General features: G+C 57.4%; 13 protein-coding genes, 1 other RNA gene and 1 riboswitch. Of the genes, 4 read left to right on the forward strand and 10 right to left on the reverse strand.

Translation table 11 applies throughout. The features are described 5' to 3' along the window. Positions 1 to 91: 91 nt before the first annotated feature. Positions 92 to 1,669: a UDP-N-acetylmuramate--L-alanine ligase gene (murC, locus tag FPK30_RS04645; protein ID WP_420809429.1), complete on the forward strand. Its 1,578-nt coding sequence runs from the start codon at positions 92 to 94 to the stop codon at positions 1,667 to 1,669. Next, a complete protein-coding gene (locus FPK30_RS04650; protein ID WP_260804432.1) occupies positions 1,666 to 2,931 on the forward strand; it encodes a cell division protein FtsQ/DivIB in 1,266 nt (421 codons plus the stop codon). Before murC ends, FPK30_RS04650 begins: the two co-directional genes overlap by 4 nt. On the opposite strand, the gene dtd is transcribed toward FPK30_RS04650, so the two are convergent. From dtd to FPK30_RS04665, 3 genes are all read right to left on the reverse strand, one after another. Continuing rightward, on the reverse strand, positions 2,924 to 3,424 hold the full coding sequence (gene dtd, locus FPK30_RS04655; RefSeq protein ID WP_144085494.1) for a D-aminoacyl-tRNA deacylase: 501 nt from the start codon (positions 3,422 to 3,424) through the stop codon (positions 2,924 to 2,926). The two genes, FPK30_RS04650 and dtd, sit on opposite strands and share 8 nt — an antisense overlap. Positions 3,425 to 3,587: 163 nt before the next feature. Next, positions 3,588 to 3,905, reverse strand: a complete 318-nt coding sequence (locus tag FPK30_RS04660) for a DMT family transporter (protein ID WP_144085570.1) — start codon at positions 3,903 to 3,905, stop codon at positions 3,588 to 3,590. 8 nt (positions 3,906 to 3,913) lie between these two features. Next, positions 3,914 to 3,977: riboswitch (guanidine-III (ykkC-III) riboswitch) on the reverse strand. Positions 3,978 to 4,198: 221 nt separating this feature from the next. Next, a complete protein-coding gene (locus FPK30_RS04665) occupies positions 4,199 to 5,806 on the reverse strand; it encodes a hypothetical protein (RefSeq protein WP_144085495.1) in 1,608 nt (535 codons plus the stop codon). A 266-nt stretch (positions 5,807 to 6,072) separates the two neighbouring features. Between FPK30_RS04665 and FPK30_RS04670 the strand changes: the two genes are divergently transcribed. Beyond that, positions 6,073 to 7,599: an FtsX-like permease family protein gene (locus tag FPK30_RS04670; protein WP_144085496.1), complete on the forward strand. Its 1,527-nt coding sequence runs from the start codon at positions 6,073 to 6,075 to the stop codon at positions 7,597 to 7,599. A gap of 319 nt (positions 7,600 to 7,918) precedes the next feature. Here the strand turns inward: FPK30_RS04670 and FPK30_RS04675 are convergent, their stop codons facing one another. From FPK30_RS04675 to FPK30_RS04695, 5 genes are all read right to left on the reverse strand, one after another. After that, on the reverse strand, positions 7,919 to 8,197 hold the full coding sequence (locus FPK30_RS04675; RefSeq protein WP_045924101.1) for a type II toxin-antitoxin system RelE/ParE family toxin: 279 nt from the start codon (positions 8,195 to 8,197) through the stop codon (positions 7,919 to 7,921). Beyond that, positions 8,190 to 8,444 carry a type II toxin-antitoxin system RelB/DinJ family antitoxin gene (locus tag FPK30_RS04680; protein WP_101432134.1) on the reverse strand — a complete coding sequence of 85 codons (255 nt, stop codon included), beginning with the start codon at positions 8,442 to 8,444 and terminating at the stop codon, positions 8,190 to 8,192. The genes FPK30_RS04675 and FPK30_RS04680 overlap by 8 nt, the downstream gene beginning before the upstream one ends. A gap of 242 nt (positions 8,445 to 8,686) precedes the next feature. Next, positions 8,687 to 9,085, reverse strand: a transfer-messenger RNA (tmRNA) gene (ssrA, locus tag FPK30_RS04685). 113 nt (positions 9,086 to 9,198) lie between these two features. Continuing rightward, positions 9,199 to 10,143, reverse strand: a complete 945-nt coding sequence (locus FPK30_RS04690) for a LysR family transcriptional regulator (protein ID WP_144085497.1) — start codon at positions 10,141 to 10,143, stop codon at positions 9,199 to 9,201. A gap of 233 nt (positions 10,144 to 10,376) precedes the next feature. Beyond that, positions 10,377 to 11,999: an NAD-dependent malic enzyme gene (locus FPK30_RS04695; RefSeq protein WP_144085498.1), complete on the reverse strand. Its 1,623-nt coding sequence runs from the start codon at positions 11,997 to 11,999 to the stop codon at positions 10,377 to 10,379. Between the two features lie 302 nt (positions 12,000 to 12,301). Here FPK30_RS04695 and FPK30_RS04700 point away from each other — a divergent pair, with 302 nt between their 5' ends. Further along, on the forward strand, positions 12,302 to 13,777 hold the full coding sequence (locus FPK30_RS04700) for a DASS family sodium-coupled anion symporter (protein ID WP_144085499.1): 1,476 nt from the start codon (positions 12,302 to 12,304) through the stop codon (positions 13,775 to 13,777). Between the two features lie 90 nt (positions 13,778 to 13,867). Here the strand turns inward: FPK30_RS04700 and FPK30_RS04705 are convergent, their stop codons facing one another. Further along, positions 13,868 to 14,767 (reverse strand): carbohydrate kinase family protein, encoded by a 900-nt coding sequence (locus FPK30_RS04705; RefSeq protein ID WP_144085500.1) that lies wholly within the window; start codon positions 14,765 to 14,767, stop codon positions 13,868 to 13,870. After that, entirely contained in the window at positions 14,757 to 16,034 is a 1,278-nt protein-coding gene (locus FPK30_RS04710) for an ROK family transcriptional regulator (RefSeq protein ID WP_144085571.1), read from the reverse strand. Before FPK30_RS04710 ends, FPK30_RS04705 begins: the two co-directional genes overlap by 11 nt. Between the last annotated feature and the right edge of the window lie 97 nt (positions 16,035 to 16,131).

Here is a 16,131-nt window from a genome sequence, read left to right on the forward strand (position 1 = left end):
ACGGTCCTGAACTGTTGGAGGAGATGCAACTACTGTGCCCAAGCATGAATTGAATACTGTGCCCGGTCGGCAGGACGGCGGCGACCGGTCCCTGCCGGTTCTGGACCCCTGCCTGCCTGCCTTGGCCCGAGCCGGAGTGCGCGACCCCAGGGATTTGGGGCCCACCCACTTCATCGGCATCGGCGGGGCCGGGATGAGCGTGCTGGCCGAGATGCTCCACCAGGAGGGGGTGCAGGTCTCAGGCTCCGACCGCGCCGAGGGGGACAAGACCCGCCGTCTGCGTCAGCTGGGAATCCCGGTCGCCATCGGTCAGGACGCCAGCAACGTGGCCGGGGCCCGCACGGTGGTCTGGTCCAGTGCCATCAAGCCCGACAATCCCGAGATTCTGGCAGCTCGCGAGGCCGGCGCCCGGCTGGTCCATCGCAGTGACATTCTGGCCCTGCTCATGGCCTCCAGAATCTCAGTCACCGTGGCCGGTGCCCATGGCAAGACCACCACCAGCGCGCTCTTGGCCCACCTGCTGACCAAGGGCGGCCAGGGGGATCTGGCCGATCCCAGCTACGCCATCGGGGGCAGCCTTCAGAGCGGCCAGGGGCCCATGGACGGGGGGCATGTGGGATCCGGACGGGTCCTGGTGGCCGAGGCGGACGAGTCCGACGGCAGCTTTGGCAAGTACACTCCCGACATCGCCATCATCACCAACGTGGAGCCCGACCATCTGGACCACTACGGCACGGCTGACGCCTTCCACCAGGCCTTCGTGGAACATGCCCGGCATGCCCGCCGCTTCCTGGTGGTCTGCGGGGACGACCAGGGCGCTCTGGAGGTGCTGCGGCGGCTGCACGGGGACTGCCAGGCCAAGATCATCGTCTATGCCTCGGATCCCCAGCTGAATATGGACTCTTTGCCCGGGGTCCTCGGCCTGGTTCGCATCGAGTCCGAGTCCGAAAGCAGCGGCAGCGGTCGTGAGCATTGCCGTTTGGCTCTCCCGGCGCAGGTGTTTCAGGCAGCAGGGTTGGATGCCGGCAAGCCGCTCGAATTGCAGGTGGACTTGGCGATTCCCGGCATTCACAATGCCCGCAATGCAGCCGCGGCCATCATCGCCGCCATCCTGTTGGGAATGGATCCCGATGCAGCCGCCGCTTCTGCAGCCGACTTCCGTGGGGCCTCTCGACGCTTCGAGATCCGCGGAATCCAGCATGGGGTCACCGTAGTTGATGATTACGCCCATCATCCTACGGAGATCGCCGCCCTGCTGACCGCCGCCAGACGGCGTTATCCGGGGCGGACCATCAGGGTGCTCTTCCAGCCTCATCTGTATTCGCGAACGGCCATCTTTGCTGACCGGTTCGCAGATGCTTTGTCCCTGGCGGACGATGTGACCGTAACCGACATCTTCCCCGCCCGCGAGCTGGCCAGCGATTTTCCGGGCGTGGATGCCGGGACCATCCCTGCCGCCGCTCGCAAGGCATCGAACCATGAGTCCCAGGATTCCGGGAAGAGGTCGACCGGAGCTGTCTTCCGGGCCTGCCCGGACATGCATCAGGCAGCTCTGGATCTGGCCGGGCGGGCAGAGCCGGGGGATGTGATCCTGACTGTGGGCGCCGGCGATGTCACCGCCATGGGACCGGTCATTCTTGACAAGCTTGCTGAACGGGACGAGCAGTGAAGACCGGCAAGGGTCGCAGCGCCTCCGGCGGAGCCTCTTCCAGAAGCAGGGCCGTTCGGGCTGCCAAGGCCGCACGGACAGCCCGGTCTGGGCGCACCACCAAGCCTTTGGGAGAGGAACCGCAGACCGGCAGAACCGCCAGATCGGGCAGGTCGGCCGCTTCCGATGCTGCGGGATTGGCAGGTCGCCGGTCCAAGGCTGAAAAGACAGGCGGCAGGGGCAGGCGTCTCAAGCGGTCCAAGCGTCTCAAGGGTCGTCCCAATCGTGCCAAGAATGCAGGCGGCTCCAGGACACGTAGCCCAAGGTCGGCCTCTTCATCCTCCCGCTCTCTAGTCAAAGGCAGCAGCGCCTCAGCCTCCAAGTCTGTGACATCCAAGTCTGCAGAATCTCGTTCGACGAGTTCGGCCGGCGGATTCGTCGATGCCCGGACCATACCGCCGGACCGACCCGTCTCAGGCAGGATTGGCACCGACCAGGAGGATCAGGGGCTGGGGATCTTCGTACGGCCCAAGGTTCTGGACTTTCAGGCCCGGGTGCGCGAGAAGAAGAAGGTCAGTCGCAGGCTGGTCCTGATCCGGACAGGTGTCGTGCTCTTGGTCATGGCTCTGATAGCAGGACTGGCATGGTTGTTCTTTCTCTCTCCGGTCTTCCGCCTACAGACTGACAAGATCGGTGTCAGCGGCGGCAATGCCTGGGTGTCCAACGATAGGGTGGCTTCAATCGTGGCCCGTCAGGGGGATCGCTCATTGTTGCTGATTTCCACCAATGGCGTTGAGGAGGAGATCAGCGGCATGGCCGGGGTGACCGATGCCAAGGTCCGCAAGAGTTTTCCGCACGGTCTGGAGGTGAGCTTCGATGCCCAGGAGCCCACTGCGGTCTTCAAGGATGCACAGGACAAACTGACGGCCGTAGACAGACAGGGAAGGGTGCTCAATACTGTGTCCAAGCCGGTGAAGGGAGTGCCGGTCATCCAGGTGTCCACCGTCAATCGTGCCCAGCAGGATCAGGCGGTCAGGCAGACCCTGCGGATATTGTCGACCATGCCCGAGGCCATGCGCCATTCGGTGACCAAGGTGACTGCGGAAACCCAGGACTCCATCACCACCGAGCTGGACCAGGGCAAACATGTCATCATCTGGGGCGACGGCTCCGACCTGAAGCTCAAGCAGGCAGTGGTCGACAAGATCATCAACGATCCATCCAAGATCGGCGACAAGCATCAGTTGGATGTGTCAGCGCCCCTGCGGCCCATCGTCAAATAGCTGATGAAGAAGCTGTCGGCTTCATCAGCCTGTCGGTGTCCAGCAGGATGGTCACCGGTCCGTCGTTGACCAGATCCACTCGCATGTGGGCGCCGAATTGTCCGACGGCAACTGGCACACCGGTCGCGGCCAGTGCCCGGTTCAGATCCTGCCAGACCTTTTGGGCATGTCGGGGCTCTCCCGCAGCCATGAAACTGGGGCGATTGCCATGACGCAGATCTGCATAGAGGGTGAACTGGGAGATGGAGAGGATGGAGCCGCCGCAGTCCAGGACCGACCGGTTCATCCGGCCCTCCTCATCGGCGAAGATGCGCATCCGGGTCAGCTTGCGTACGGCATAGTCCACCTGGGCATCGCCGTCGCTGTCCTGGACGGCCACCAGGAGCAGGAGACCCGTGCCGATGCTCTGTGGATGGAAATCAGGATCCGGCTGCCCCTGCTCGTCGACCACATCGACCCGGGCATGGCTGACCCGCTGTATGACGATTCTCATGGTTCCAGTCTAAATACTTCAGGCGTTGTTGTAGTGCCGCACGGAAAAGCTGAACCGGTACCTGGTGAGGGTCAGGCTGGAGACCCGTTTGAAGATCGGTGGGCAGCTTCAGGTCGAAGCCCACTATGCCTGTGTTACTTAGGTAATATGACGGGCACCGCTCTCAATTGACGATCTTGAGTCCGATCACGCAAGCGACCAGGCCGATGATGAGCAGAATGCGGGCGAGTGAAATAGGCTCCGAGCCCGTAGCCATGGCGTATAGGACAGTCAAGGTAGCTCCGATACCGACCCAGACCGCGTATGCCGTGCTGGTAGAGGTGTTGCGCATGGCAAAGGCTAGACCCATCATGCTGAGAATCAATCCAAGAATAAATACGATGTCAGGGACGATTTTGGTAAAACCTTGGGATTTACCTAGCGCGGTGGCCCAGACCGATTCACAGACGCCAGCGAGTATAAGTATGATCCACGAGGACATGGCTCCCTTTCGGCAAGTCTTGTCGCTGTCCGGGTACTTGACCATCGTCCGGGAACCTGAATCAGATTCTGGAAATCAGAATAGCACGGGTTGAATCGTAAGATGTTGAGTCAGATATATTCATGGCGGTTCAAAGGTAGTAAATGATCAATGCTGATTCAATTCGTCAGAGATCCTGCTCATTTGGGATTACATTGCTGTTTGTCCACGAGGAATGGGGAACGCTGCAACCTAGGTGATCTGGTCGATTAAAACTGTCAAAAGCACACATGGCTACATCGCATGTCTTGGCTTCACCGCCTCACTAGCGTCAGTATCAGTTGCCACCTTCCTTTGAAGCTGGAAAAACTATGAGTGATGATTTTTTGTAGTCTTTCCTCGTTATCAGCCCCTGAGCTTATAGATGTTGATAAGTACTGACGATCATCGAAGATAGCAGCTAAATAGATTTTGCAGTCCTCTAGGTCGCAACAATTGAACTCTGGATCATTGGTGTCGATTTTATTTATCAAGCGTGTGATAGCGCGTTGACGTTTTGTTGCATCAGGACTTATATCGTTTTTCTGTTTGAGGTTATCAGATTCAAGGGTTTTCTGAAGTTCCTGAGTTGATAAAGAAAGCAAGGGAACTTGAATTGTGGTGCGGAAAGCGGGATCACATATTTCTGCCCATTCTCCTTTTTCGGCGGGATTTATGACGGTATGCATCAGATACTCGCGATGAGTATCCACAGATAATTCTGAGCTTAAGTATGACGCCGCAATTCCTGTGAATGCTTCGTAGTGAATCTGTTCAATATTACGCTGGTCATCTTTTATCAAATTGCTAACCCACCATTTATGAATAGGAGCTAAAAACCAATTCCAGCAGGGTAGCAGATAGATGACGACGATCAATATCGGCACCAAAAGAGTGTTTAAGGACATGGGCACAGTTGTTGAATTCAATACACTGGCAATGGCAAAGGCAAATATCGATATGAGCCAGGAAGACAATACTGTAAAGACTCGATATATCCATTTACAAACCATGCGACCCTTGTAGTGTTTTAGGTTCTTTCTACTTGGGCGACCGCCAACGCCGATGTATAGCATAAACAGAGGATCTAACAAGCAAGGAACCAGCTCAAAAGCAACAGTTATAATAAACGTCCCTATAGAGGCTACTGGGTGATTGTTCATTCTGGCGAATAGCGCTGCTATTCCATATGTTATAAAAGCAGCAAGTGTAGTCATGAGTATCAAACCGCAAGTAATACGAAGAAAAGCATCGACTATCGGGTGTCTTCTGACCAATGATCCCTTGGCTAATGACTGATATTCATTGAGGTGATCTGATCTCAGCATTTCGTTTTCCTGTATCATGTGAAGCGAAAAGACCTGTTTTACGCCATAGCTGAGAGCAAAGGCTGCGATATTGAAGCTGACGATTACCAATAACAGGCTCAGACCAAAATCGATCTGCTGCAACATGTCAGGGGATATGTAGCCTGTGAAAATGCTAATAGCACATGACAGGAAACAGACGAATACAATGAATGCTCTCGCTTTGCTGGATGATTCAGGAGTTTTTGTTTCCAAAAAAGCTGTGACAATAATGACGCTTATGATTAATGTCCACAAAGCCAGCAGCATATTTGCAGAGTCTTTATAAGGATTGTTAAGCACGAAATTGTGGAGGAAGGTATTTTGCTTATAACGATTTAGCTCTGCTTTATTTTCAATTAAGTTATATTCTGCCAACCTGAGACCGATTCCTGATGCTAAAAGCAGGAAAGAGTATGCTGTCGCTGCAAAGAATTGCCTTACATTTTCAGCTTGCCAGCTTTCTGCTGGATGGAATATTGGAGCTATATTCGAGTGATCTCTTGTAGTGGACATAATTGAAACCCGCTCTATCATCGTCTCTCATTGTGACCTTATAAAGTTAAATATAAATATGATTAAAGGACATGTAGTTTGTATACTGTCATGGTTGTGGATCGAGAAACAAGATGACCATCGAATTGGCCAATGAGTTGGAATTGCTTGTTTGCTAGGTCTTTCCATTTAAAGGGCTTCATTCTAATGCTGTGACGCCTAGACGATGTAAGGCATACGCTCACAATGAGTTCGGTATCATAAGGTTGAATCAGGGTTGATTCAGGGTCGATTCAGGGGTTTGCCGGATGTTGTCTTTCGCGTCGGTCGGCTATTTATATAAACAGAGGAATGTAGTCGAGTGTACGCACGAGGACGTGGCAGGTGAATGGAACATGACTTGGGCCTTACGTGATTTGAAAGCCAATGGTGGCATCTGGGCTGGCGTCTTTATCGTTCTTGTGGTCACCCAAACCCTGCTCTGTGCCATGAGCGTGAGCATGGGTGTCAACAGCTATTACCAGGGTTTGTCGGCCAAGACCAGGGATCCTGTCAAGAGCCTGGCTTCGGCCCTGAGTTTGATCTTCCTCACAGTCATTGTGCTCGGCTGCCTGGTGATCAAGCAGACTCTGCAGGCATCGATTCGCCAACGTCGGCAGGGGCTGGCCCTTCTTTCACTGCTGGGCGCTACGCCTAAGCAGATCCTGGTACTTACACTTTTGCAGGTGATGATTTTGGTTCTACCAGCCTCCCTCGTTGCTGTGGCTCTTTCACCTGCGCTGGCTGGAAGGATCCTGGATTGGTATTCCGCTGGAATGCGAATACCGGTACATTTCGCTTTTACCTGGCACGGTTTTCCCAGGTCTGCCCTGACTGGTCTCGCAGTGGGACTGGCTACGGCCGTCTTGGCGACCAGCCGGACATTGCGGGATTTGGGGAAGATGACACCAGTCCGGGTGGTGCGCCGTGCTGAGGAGAGCGAATCGATTGACCGGCCCCGACATGGACGCGGTCTTGTATCCCTTTTCCTTGGGCTGGCCTTGCTGCTATTGCCATTGCCTGTCTTTGCCTATCTTTCGCGCAACGGCTCTGGGTCCTTAGAGCCTAAGCAGGTCCAAGCGGTCATAAGTGCCGTTGGAAGTGGACCGCTGTTTGCTATTCTCTTGCTGCTGATTGCCTTGGCACGTTCTGGTGGGCCAGTTATAAGCAGGGTCACTCAACTTTGGACTGCTCTGGTCCCCTCGTCATCTGCTGTCTGGCGGATAGCGCGTTCACAGGCTGTGGCCAGGAGTCGAGATACGACATTCGGTTCAACAGTTATAGCTCTGACTGCCTGTATGTTTCTGGTTGGTGGTCTGTTGGCTGCCGGAGGCACCAGTACCATCGCCATGAACAAGGTACCGGGAATAGAGAATGTCACATCGGGTGGAACCTTGGAGTTGCTCTATGGTTTCTGGGCAGCGCTGCTGGTCGCCCTGGTCGGCGTGATTGCGGGGTTCGCCATCGCCGCTCGGGATCGTGACCTAGATTTGGCGCTCCTGTCAATTGCAGGCGCAAACCCGCGGCAGCTGACTGCTATATCCATATTGGACGGCACCATCGTGATGACTACGGGCATTATCATCGCAGCGGGCGGCACCGGACTGGTCGGGCTGAGCACAGCTATGGTCTACTGGCCCCTTATACACAGTCTGTCCGTAATTTTTCCCTGGCAGTTTTTCCTTATCTGCGGGTTGCCGATTATAGTCGTCGGCTCGCTGGCGACCATGCTGACGGCGCGGCCTGCTTTAATGCGCTCGCCCATAGCCATTCTGCAAGGGGCCATAGGTGAATGATTGACAATGAACTTTTACTCCTGGATCCGTGGTGCGTAATTGAGCGGTCTTGCCGAGCATTGATCTCGGCCATGGCTGTGTGACATATTCATCAACCTGCAGTTCCTTGCCGTATTGACCAGCGCTGGTCAATACGGCAAATGGATGTTGGCTGCTTGAAAATGGGTATCGTCATTATGACACGTCCATCTTGAGGAGATCCGCTGACGATTAACTTTTAACTGAGAAGTAGATAAACAGTTGGCGGTCAAATTTGTGTATTGGGTACAGTGATTCGTGTCAGTCTGAACAAGACTCGATTACTCAGACTTCACTTATGTCACAGTGTTTGGTCATGGCTGCCAGTGGTCATCAAAGTGAGAATCATTCGATTTTTATCGCGCTTGTACACCAGGAGCCAGTCTGCGTCGACATGTAGCTCCTCGTATTTGGACCAGCGTCCCTTCAACTGGTGATTTCGGTATTTACGTTTAAGCAGTGCTGAATTGTAATCAGCCAAGTCGTCGAGCACTTGATCGAGCCTGCTTAAGTCGAAATGCTTCTTCTTGATTTTCTTGACATCACGCAGGAATTTCTGCGTATATGCAAACTCATACATGATGGATGATGTCTTTCATATCCTCTACATCACCCACGTGAGTGACCGGTGAAGCTTGAGCTTCCTCCATTTCCCTGTCAAAATTGGAAAGTTGGGAGCGAAATGGAAGTCCCCCTTCGCGCAAAGACTGAGAAAGAAACATGTTTATTGCTGTGCCGAGATCAAGGCCTAGATCTTCGAAAAGCTGTGAGGCCCGACGCTTCATATCCTCGCTGGTGCGAATTTGAATTCTCGCTGTCTCTTTCATTACTTTCACCCGCTTCGATTGCTCTATTTGTCTTCTTTAGCTCCAAAATTATATCATTTGTGCTCCGAATGGAGTTATATTGGAGTTATTTTAACTCCACGAGTGAAGAAATGAGCATGACTTGAGATTCATGAACAAGGTTTTTGACAATGTGACGCACTAAAAAATGCGGGGAGTTGGATTCTTGAACCGTAAAGGCGGTATGAAAAGGGCCGGCCAAGTTGCCTCGGCCGGCCCTTGTTCTGTGGAGCTGCGGGGAATTGAACCCCGGTCCGGTGACCGCACCCTCAGTCTTCTACGTGCGTAGTCTGCTGGCCTTTGTGGCTATCTGTCTGCCCCCACCTGTGTCGCAGACAACCGGTGGCGGGCATAGCCGCAGTAAAAGTCCCCGAACCGCCCTGTGGCGCGGCAGTTCAGGCAAGTCTTCTTAATGACGCTCAGCATCCCCCCGAAGGCGAAGGGGAGTGAACGGAGCAGCTGCTCACTGGTTAATCCTGGCGCGAAGCTCAGGCAGCGAGAGCGAACTCAGTGCGGTTAGATTTAGCACTTGTTGTTTGCGGGAGGACATTAACGAGCGGACCCCCGCGTTCTCGGCACGCTTCCCTGCGACGAACAGGTCACCGTCGAAACCGATCAGCCCCAATCTTGAATTATCAAGCTCTGCCGGTGCCATTACGGACCGGCCTCGTCAGTATACAACAGATGGACGCTGCGGGTATTCCCGCTTCTCCCTGGGCATTGACTTGCATTTTGGTCAAGCCACAGAGCCCAGTCGGCTGGTGGCGTAGTCGCTGAAGGCGTGCACCTCCTCCACGTCCTCGTGAAAGGCCTCCCGCTTCGTGTCGTTAAAGAGGTAGATATTGAAGCGGGGCATGTCATCACCGGCAAAGGGGATGAAGCGCAGACCTTCGCCAGGGTGTACGCCAGCTGAGGTGATCAGGCTGCAGACCAGGCTGGATGTAGTCACCATTTTCAGTGTTTCCACGTCGGAGACCTCGATCAGGTGGCTGACAGGTTCAGACAGGTGAATCAGCCGTTCAGCTGCCTGGGCATGGACGAAATCACGGTTGAGGGTGGCGAAGGGAACGTCCCCGGGAAGCATGGCCAGGTCCTCGGGGTGCAGGCTGGTCATTCCTGCTGTGCCCAAACGTTCGGCCATGGACTGGGTGCAGACCATACCGAAGGGGAAGGATGCCAGCTTGGTCGTTTCAACGCCATCCACGCTCAGTGACTCGTCAACGCTGGCAACAGCCCCGTAGTCCACGCGGTGGGCCTCTATCTGGCCCAGCAACTTTTGGGATCCTATGGTTTCTACGGTCGTGTTCTTGTCTGGTTCGGACTGCTTCTGCTGCCCTTGTCCGGAGCTCAGCAGCGATGAGATGATGGGAGGCAGGCCGATGGTGCGCCGTCGAATACCGGTTCGTGCAGCCAAGGCCTCGGGCAAGGAGTTGATCAGGTCCAGGGCCTGGCTGACATGATCCACCACTGTTCTTCCAGATTGGGTAAGCTGTGTGCCGTCGCCAGCGCCGAAGCGCTGCCGCAGAACCAGCCTGGTTCCCAGGCGCTTTTCCAGCCTTCTGATGGCCTGCGAGACCGCAGGCTGGGAGATGCCTGCCTCCAACGCGACGTCTGTGAAACTGCCGTACCGGGCCAGCATGGTAAGCAGCTCGAGGTCGCGGACATTATCCATATAGGTCATGAGCCGCTTCCCTTGATTGTTGCTCAGATTAGTATTGCTTATCCGTCAACTTTGGCGAAAGACTACTTACCACCACCCTATCATTGTCGACTGGACTTAAGAAGATTGACACCTGGGGAATATTGATACGGCTTGGCTCATGATTGTGGTCCGGCCAACACGATCGTCGTTCATAAATCGTGCTGGCCGGACCACAATCTCAATATTGCAGGAAGCGAAGGCGCTGGTTTCGCTCAGGCATCATAGTGCCACTGGGCCTTGGCCACGGCGGCGTCCACATCCTCAATCGGCTCACGGTTCAGACCCTCCTGAACCGCCTGTTCAGCCACAGCAGTGGCGACCCGGCGCGAGATCTCCTTGAGGTCGGCCACCGGCGGCAGCACGGCGGTTCCGGGCTTGTCCACGTCGATCATGTCGGAGATGGCATAGGCTGCGGCCAACAACATTCCCTTGGTGACCAGCCGTGCCTTGGCGACGATGGCCCCGAAGCAGATGCCGGGATACATGAGGGCGTTGTTGCCCTGTCCGATGGCATAGGTGACACCCTGGTAGTCAACAGGCTTTGAGGGGGTGCCGGTGATGACGAAGCCGCGGCCGTGGGTCCAGGCGATCACGTCGGCGGCCTTGGCCTCGGCCAGTTCCGTGGGGTTGGAGATGGGGCAGAGCAGCGGCCGTTCCACATGCTTGGCCATGGCCTCCACAACGTTCTGGTCAAAGGCTCCAGGCTTGGTCGAGGTGCCGATGAGCACCGTGGGTTGGAAGGCGTCGACAACCTGCGCCAGCGAGGTCTTGTCGGTGACCGAAGCGAACTCATTTGGCTTGCGTGCATAACGGGTTTGGCCCTCGGTCAGATCATCCTGGCCCTGCTCGATCAGACCCTGACGGTCGAAGAGCAGGACCCTGCTGCGCGCGGTCTCGGTATCCATGCCTTGGCGGATGATCAGGTCGTCCACGATCTGGTCGGCGATGCCCACGCCGGCGGTCCCTGCGCCGAAGACCATGATCCTGGTGTCCTTGGGGTCGGTTCCGGCGATTTTTCTGGCGGCGATCAGTGCGGCCAGGACGGTCACGCCAGTGCCCTGGATGTCGTCATTCAGGGTCAGGATCCGATCCTGATAGCGCTTGAGGACGGGCGCGGCCTCGGGCCTGCCGAAGTCCTCCCAGTGGATCAGGGCCTCCGGATAGCGCTGGAGGACCTGTTGGACGAAGTCATCGATGAAGTCGTCGTAGCGCTGGCCTCTGACCCTGGCGAAGTGGTTGCCCACGTAGTCGGGATTGTCCAGCAGGGCTTGGCGGTTGGTGCCCACATCTACCATCACCGGCAGAACGCGCGAAGGGTCAATGCCGGCAGCAGCGGTGTAAACCGCCAGCTTGCCTGTCAGGATCTCAGCGCCCTGAGCGCCCCAGTCGCCGATGCCGAGGATGCCCTCCGCATCTGTGCAGACCACCAGGTCAATGGGCCGATCGCCGGCGTACTGGTCCAGGGCATCGCCGATCCCCTCGGGATGATCGATGGAGATGTAGGCCACATCGCTGCCCGAATAGAACTCGTCGTAGCGTTGGATGGACTGGGCCACGGTGGGGGCGTAGACGATGGGCATGTACTCGGTCAGGTGCTTGTCCATGCTCCTGTAGAAGAGCCGACGGTCGGTACGGCAGATGCTCATCAGGTAGAGTCGCTTGTCCAGATCGGTGGGCTGGGCCAGGAAGCGGCGGTAAACGATGCGCTCGCGCTGTTCGTCATCCTGTACGGCAGCAGGCAGCAGCCCGTCCAGTTTTAGCTCGCGCCGTTGCTCATAGTTGAATCCCAGTCCCCGGTTGGCATAGGAATCGTTGATGGTATCGAATCCTGTCATGGTCTCACTTGTCCTTCACGATCGGGGCCGGCCGCGTTGCCGGACCTCTGCAATCAGCCTAGAAAAGCCTTGGACACACCGGCAAATAAGCAGAATCTATATGCACTTAAGCCCCTTTTGCCGCTCTTTGACGGGCATTGGAGGTCATGGACGGCCGCCAGGTATGGCGCTCCTTCATATAGGGAATGCTTATTTGTCGCCCCTGCCGCCTGCCGCATAGCATAAGTCCACATGAGCAAGCCGACGAAGAGGTCGGTGGTTTCCAGGCGGTCATACGCCGGATCATGAGCGAAGGAGCAATGATGGGTGAAACAGTACGAACACGTGAGGGCAGGGGAGACCCCCAGGCAGAGGCCAGCCAGCCTTTCAATACGAGCCAGCTGGTCAAGGCTCTGATCTGTGTAGCGGTAGGGTTGGTCATCTTCCTGATTCCGCCTCCCAAGGGGCTGACCGCCCAGGGCATGCACATGCTGGGAGTCTTCGTAGGCACCATCCTAGGGCTGATTCTGCAGCCTCTGCCCACCTCAGCAGTGGCCATCATCGGCATGACCGTGGGGATGCTGACCGGTGCCCTGGATCCCAAGAAGGCGGCTTTCAACGGACTTGGCAGCGCATCCATCTGGCTGATTGTGGCGGCCTTCTTCATCGCCCAGGGCTTTGTCTCTACCGGACTGGGCCGTAGGATTGCTCTGGTCTTTCTATCTCGATTAGGCAAGTCCAGCCTGGGCACAGCATACGGGCTCTCGGCCGCCGACCTGGTCCTGGCCCCGGCCACCCCGTCAAACACGGCTCGTCTGGGCGGCATTCTATTTCCGATCATCACCTCCATCAGCGACGTGCAGGGTTCAAAGCCGGACACTGACGAGTCCCGGCGGCGCATCGGCGCCTACCTGGCGATCACGGCCAACAACGTCAACGCCATCACATCGGCCATGTTCCTCACGGCCATGGCGGCCGGCCCGGTTGTCGGACAGCTGGCCCAGAAGTTCCATGTGGACATCGGATGGGGTACCTGGGCCCTGGCCGGCATCGTGCCTGGCCTGATCTGCCTGATCATCATCCCCGCCCTGATCTACCGCATCTTCCCGCCAACTCTGAAGAACGTTCCTCAGGCTCAGGAGGATGCCAAGGACGAGCTCAAGGGAATGGGCCCGCTGAGCATGCACGAGTGGATTATGACCGTGACCTTCCTGGTCATGCTGGTCCTCTGGGCGACCGGTTCGGTGATCCATATCAACTCCACCACCGTGGCCTTCCTGGGCGTGGCCGTGCTGTTGTGCACCAAGATCATCACCTGGCAGGATATGGTCGCTAACAAGTCCGCCTGGTCCACGTTGATCTTCTTCGGCGTCCTGGTAGGCATGGCGGAACCGCTGAACACCCTGGGTGTCACCACCTGGGCGGGGGAGATCATTGCCGGACTGGTCAAGGGCCTGCCCTGGGTGCTGGTCTTGGTCATTCTGACGGTCTTCTACTTCCTCATCCACTACATGTTCGCTTCCGAGCTGGCTCAGGTGGCGGCCATCTACACGCTCTTCGTCAGCGTGGCCGTGGCTGCCGGGGTTCCCGCCATGCCTGCAGCGTTGATGCTGGGATGCGCCAGCGGTCTGATTGGCGCCATGACCCATTACGCCTCCGGACCGGCGGCCTTGATTTACGGTGCCGGATACGTCAAGACCTCTGAGTTCCTGCGGATCGGCCTGATCTGCGGACTGGTGACCGTGGCCATCTTCCTGACCGTGGGTCTGGGCTGGTGGCGGCTCATCGGCATCTGGTAAATCCCGATTCAGTAGATATATGTTTGGTCCCGTCCAGTCGGCATTGACAGCTCGACCGGGCGGGACCAAATCATGTTTAAAAGCGAGGGATCACTGACCCTGCTGGCCCAGATAGTCGGGGATATGCTCGGGATATTCGGGCCAGGCGCCCTGCTGGGTGCAGACGAAGGCGGCGGTGTTGACGGCAGCCCGGTGGGCCTGAGTCAGGGAGGCCCCCAGCAGACGGTTGATGGCGAAGGTGCCGGAGAAGGCATCGCCGGCCCCGACCGTGTCGGCCACGGTGATCTCAGGCGTAGGCAGGTGTGAGGACTGGCCGTCCGCCAGGTAGATCGTGCTGTAGTCGCTGCCGGCGGTCAGCACGATGGTGTCCAAGTGCCACTGATCCATGAACCAGCGGCAGAGCTCGTCGTCGGTGGCTCCGGGAACGTGGAACATGTCGCGCAGGGTGGCCAGCTCCTCGTCGTTGAGCTTGAAGACCGTGGCCATGTCCAGCAGCTCCTGGATCAGATCCTTGCTGTAGAAGGTGCCACGCAGGTTGATGTCGAAGAAGCGCATGGCATGGCTCTTGGTGTGGCGCAGCACCTGCAGGCAGGTCTCGCGCGACTTGCTGTTGCGCATGCTCAGCGTGCCATAGCAGACGGCATCGGCCTTGCTGGCCAGTCCGGCCAGGTCATCCGTGTACTCCAGATGATCCCAGGCCACATCCGGTTTGAAGACGTACTGGGGGATGCCCTCGGTCAGCTGAACCTCGACGGTGCTGGTGGGGTGGTCGTTGTGCTGCAGCACGGCATCGACGCCAGCCTGGTGAACAGCTTCTTCGAGCTCCCGGCCCAGGTCGTCGCGTCCTACGGCGCTGATGGCATAGCCTTCCGCTCCGTTCTTGGCTGCATGGTAGCTGAAGTTGACCGGTGCACCACCGGCCCGCTTGCCTGTAGGCAGGACGTCCCAGAGGATCTCGCCGATGCTGAGGACCATGGGTTTACTGGTCATGGTGTTCCTTTCCTGATGACGGGTGATGCGCCCGCCTTGTGCTTGTTGATTTCACAGCTGTACGGCCCATGCTGGCCGGGTGCTCCAAAAATTGGTTGGCCGCCACTGCCGCAGCGCCGGTCAGCGTGGCGTCGATGGGAAGGCGGGAAAGCAGGATCTGTGTGTGTTCGCGCAGGCCAGGCAGGGCGCGCTGGGAGACTATGGACCGAACCTGTTCCAGCAAGCGGTTTCCGGCAGCTGCCACCATGTCTCCGATGACAATCTGGGCGGGGTTGTAGGCGTTGACGATGGTCACGCAGCCATAGCCCACGTAGTCGGCTATCTGATCCACCAGAGTTTGGGCGGCCTGTTGACCAGAACGAGCCCGGTCGAACAGGCTCGCACATGCCTTGGCGTGGGTCATGGCCTCGACTCCGGGGAAGTGATTCCGCACATCCGGCTGACACATGCGGCGGTGGATGGCTACCGCCGAGCAGTAGCATTCCAGGCAGCCACGGTTGCCGCACTCGCAGGGCAGGCCGTTCAGATCGATGCTGACGTGGCCGATCTCGGTGGCCGCTCCCTGGCTGCCGTCCACCAGGGCACCCCTGTCTATGACTCCCAGCCCTACGCCTTCGCCCACCAGGAAGTAGGCCATGCTGGATGCACTCACGCGGGGGTCGAACAGGCTCTGGGCCAGTGCCCCGGCCCGAGCGTCCTGCTCGATGAAGGTGGGTACGCGGAAGGCCTGACCGAATTCGTGGATAAAGTCCACGCTGCGCCAGCCGGGCATGCTGGTGACCAGGGCGATGCGTCCGCTCTCGCGCAGATAAGGGCCCGGCACGGCCATGCCTACAGCCACGATGGCGGGGTTCGCCTCAAGTCGTCTTGCCACTCGGGTTCGGACATCGGCTACGGCACCTGGGATGTTGCCGGGGTCGACGGGGGGCAGCTCCTCCGAGTCCAGCAGGCGACCGCTGATGTCGAACAGTCCGATGCTGACCAGGCTGCGAGCGAACTTGACTCCGATGACCTGGTAGCGGTCGGCGTTCAGGGCCAGGCCGATGGATCGACGGCCGCCCTCAGAGTCCATGCTGCCGGTCTCGCTGATCAGGCCCAGACTCATCAGACGGGCCACCAGCTTGCCTACGGCTGCCGGTGTCAGATCGAGGTCCCGGGCCATTTGGGCTCGCGAACTGGTGCCTTGCTGGTGCAGATACTGGACGATGCGAGACTGGTTGAGCTCGGAGAGGGCCTTTGGCGTGCTGGCGTAGGTGCTGCTGCGCATATCAACCTCCTCCTTGAGTGGTTCCGTCACGCGATCCTCGCGCACTTTATGAACAGCGTTTATATATTAACACTGTTTAATATCTGCTCGCAAACAC

It is taken from the genome of Bifidobacterium apousia (genome assembly GCF_007559275.1).
Taxonomy (GTDB): domain Bacteria; phylum Actinomycetota; class Actinomycetes; order Actinomycetales; family Bifidobacteriaceae; genus Bombiscardovia; species Bombiscardovia apousia.

Coding starts and splice junctions, on each gene's coding strand:
- dtd (WP_144085494.1), bottom strand. CDS start 3,424: ATGAGAATCGTCATACAGCGGGTCAGCCATGCCCGGGTCGATGTGGTC.
- FPK30_RS04660 (WP_144085570.1), bottom strand. CDS start 3,905: ATGTCCTCGTGGATCATACTTATACTCGCTGGCGTCTGTGAATCGGTC.
- FPK30_RS04665 (WP_144085495.1), bottom strand. CDS start 5,806: ATGATAGAGCGGGTTTCAATTATGTCCACTACAAGAGATCACTCGAAT.
- FPK30_RS04670 (WP_144085496.1), top strand. CDS start 6,073: ATGTTGTCTTTCGCGTCGGTCGGCTATTTATATAAACAGAGGAATGTA.
- FPK30_RS04675 (WP_045924101.1), bottom strand. CDS start 8,197: ATGTATGAGTTTGCATATACGCAGAAATTCCTGCGTGATGTCAAGAAA.
- FPK30_RS04680 (WP_101432134.1), bottom strand. CDS start 8,444: ATGAAAGAGACAGCGAGAATTCAAATTCGCACCAGCGAGGATATGAAG.
- FPK30_RS04690 (WP_144085497.1), bottom strand. CDS start 10,143: ATGACCTATATGGATAATGTCCGCGACCTCGAGCTGCTTACCATGCTG.
- FPK30_RS04695 (WP_144085498.1), bottom strand. CDS start 11,999: ATGACAGGATTCGATACCATCAACGATTCCTATGCCAACCGGGGACTG.
- FPK30_RS04700 (WP_144085499.1), top strand. CDS start 12,302: ATGGGTGAAACAGTACGAACACGTGAGGGCAGGGGAGACCCCCAGGCA.
- FPK30_RS04705 (WP_144085500.1), bottom strand. CDS start 14,767: ATGACCAGTAAACCCATGGTCCTCAGCATCGGCGAGATCCTCTGGGAC.
- FPK30_RS04710 (WP_144085571.1), bottom strand. CDS start 16,034: ATGCGCAGCAGCACCTACGCCAGCACGCCAAAGGCCCTCTCCGAGCTC.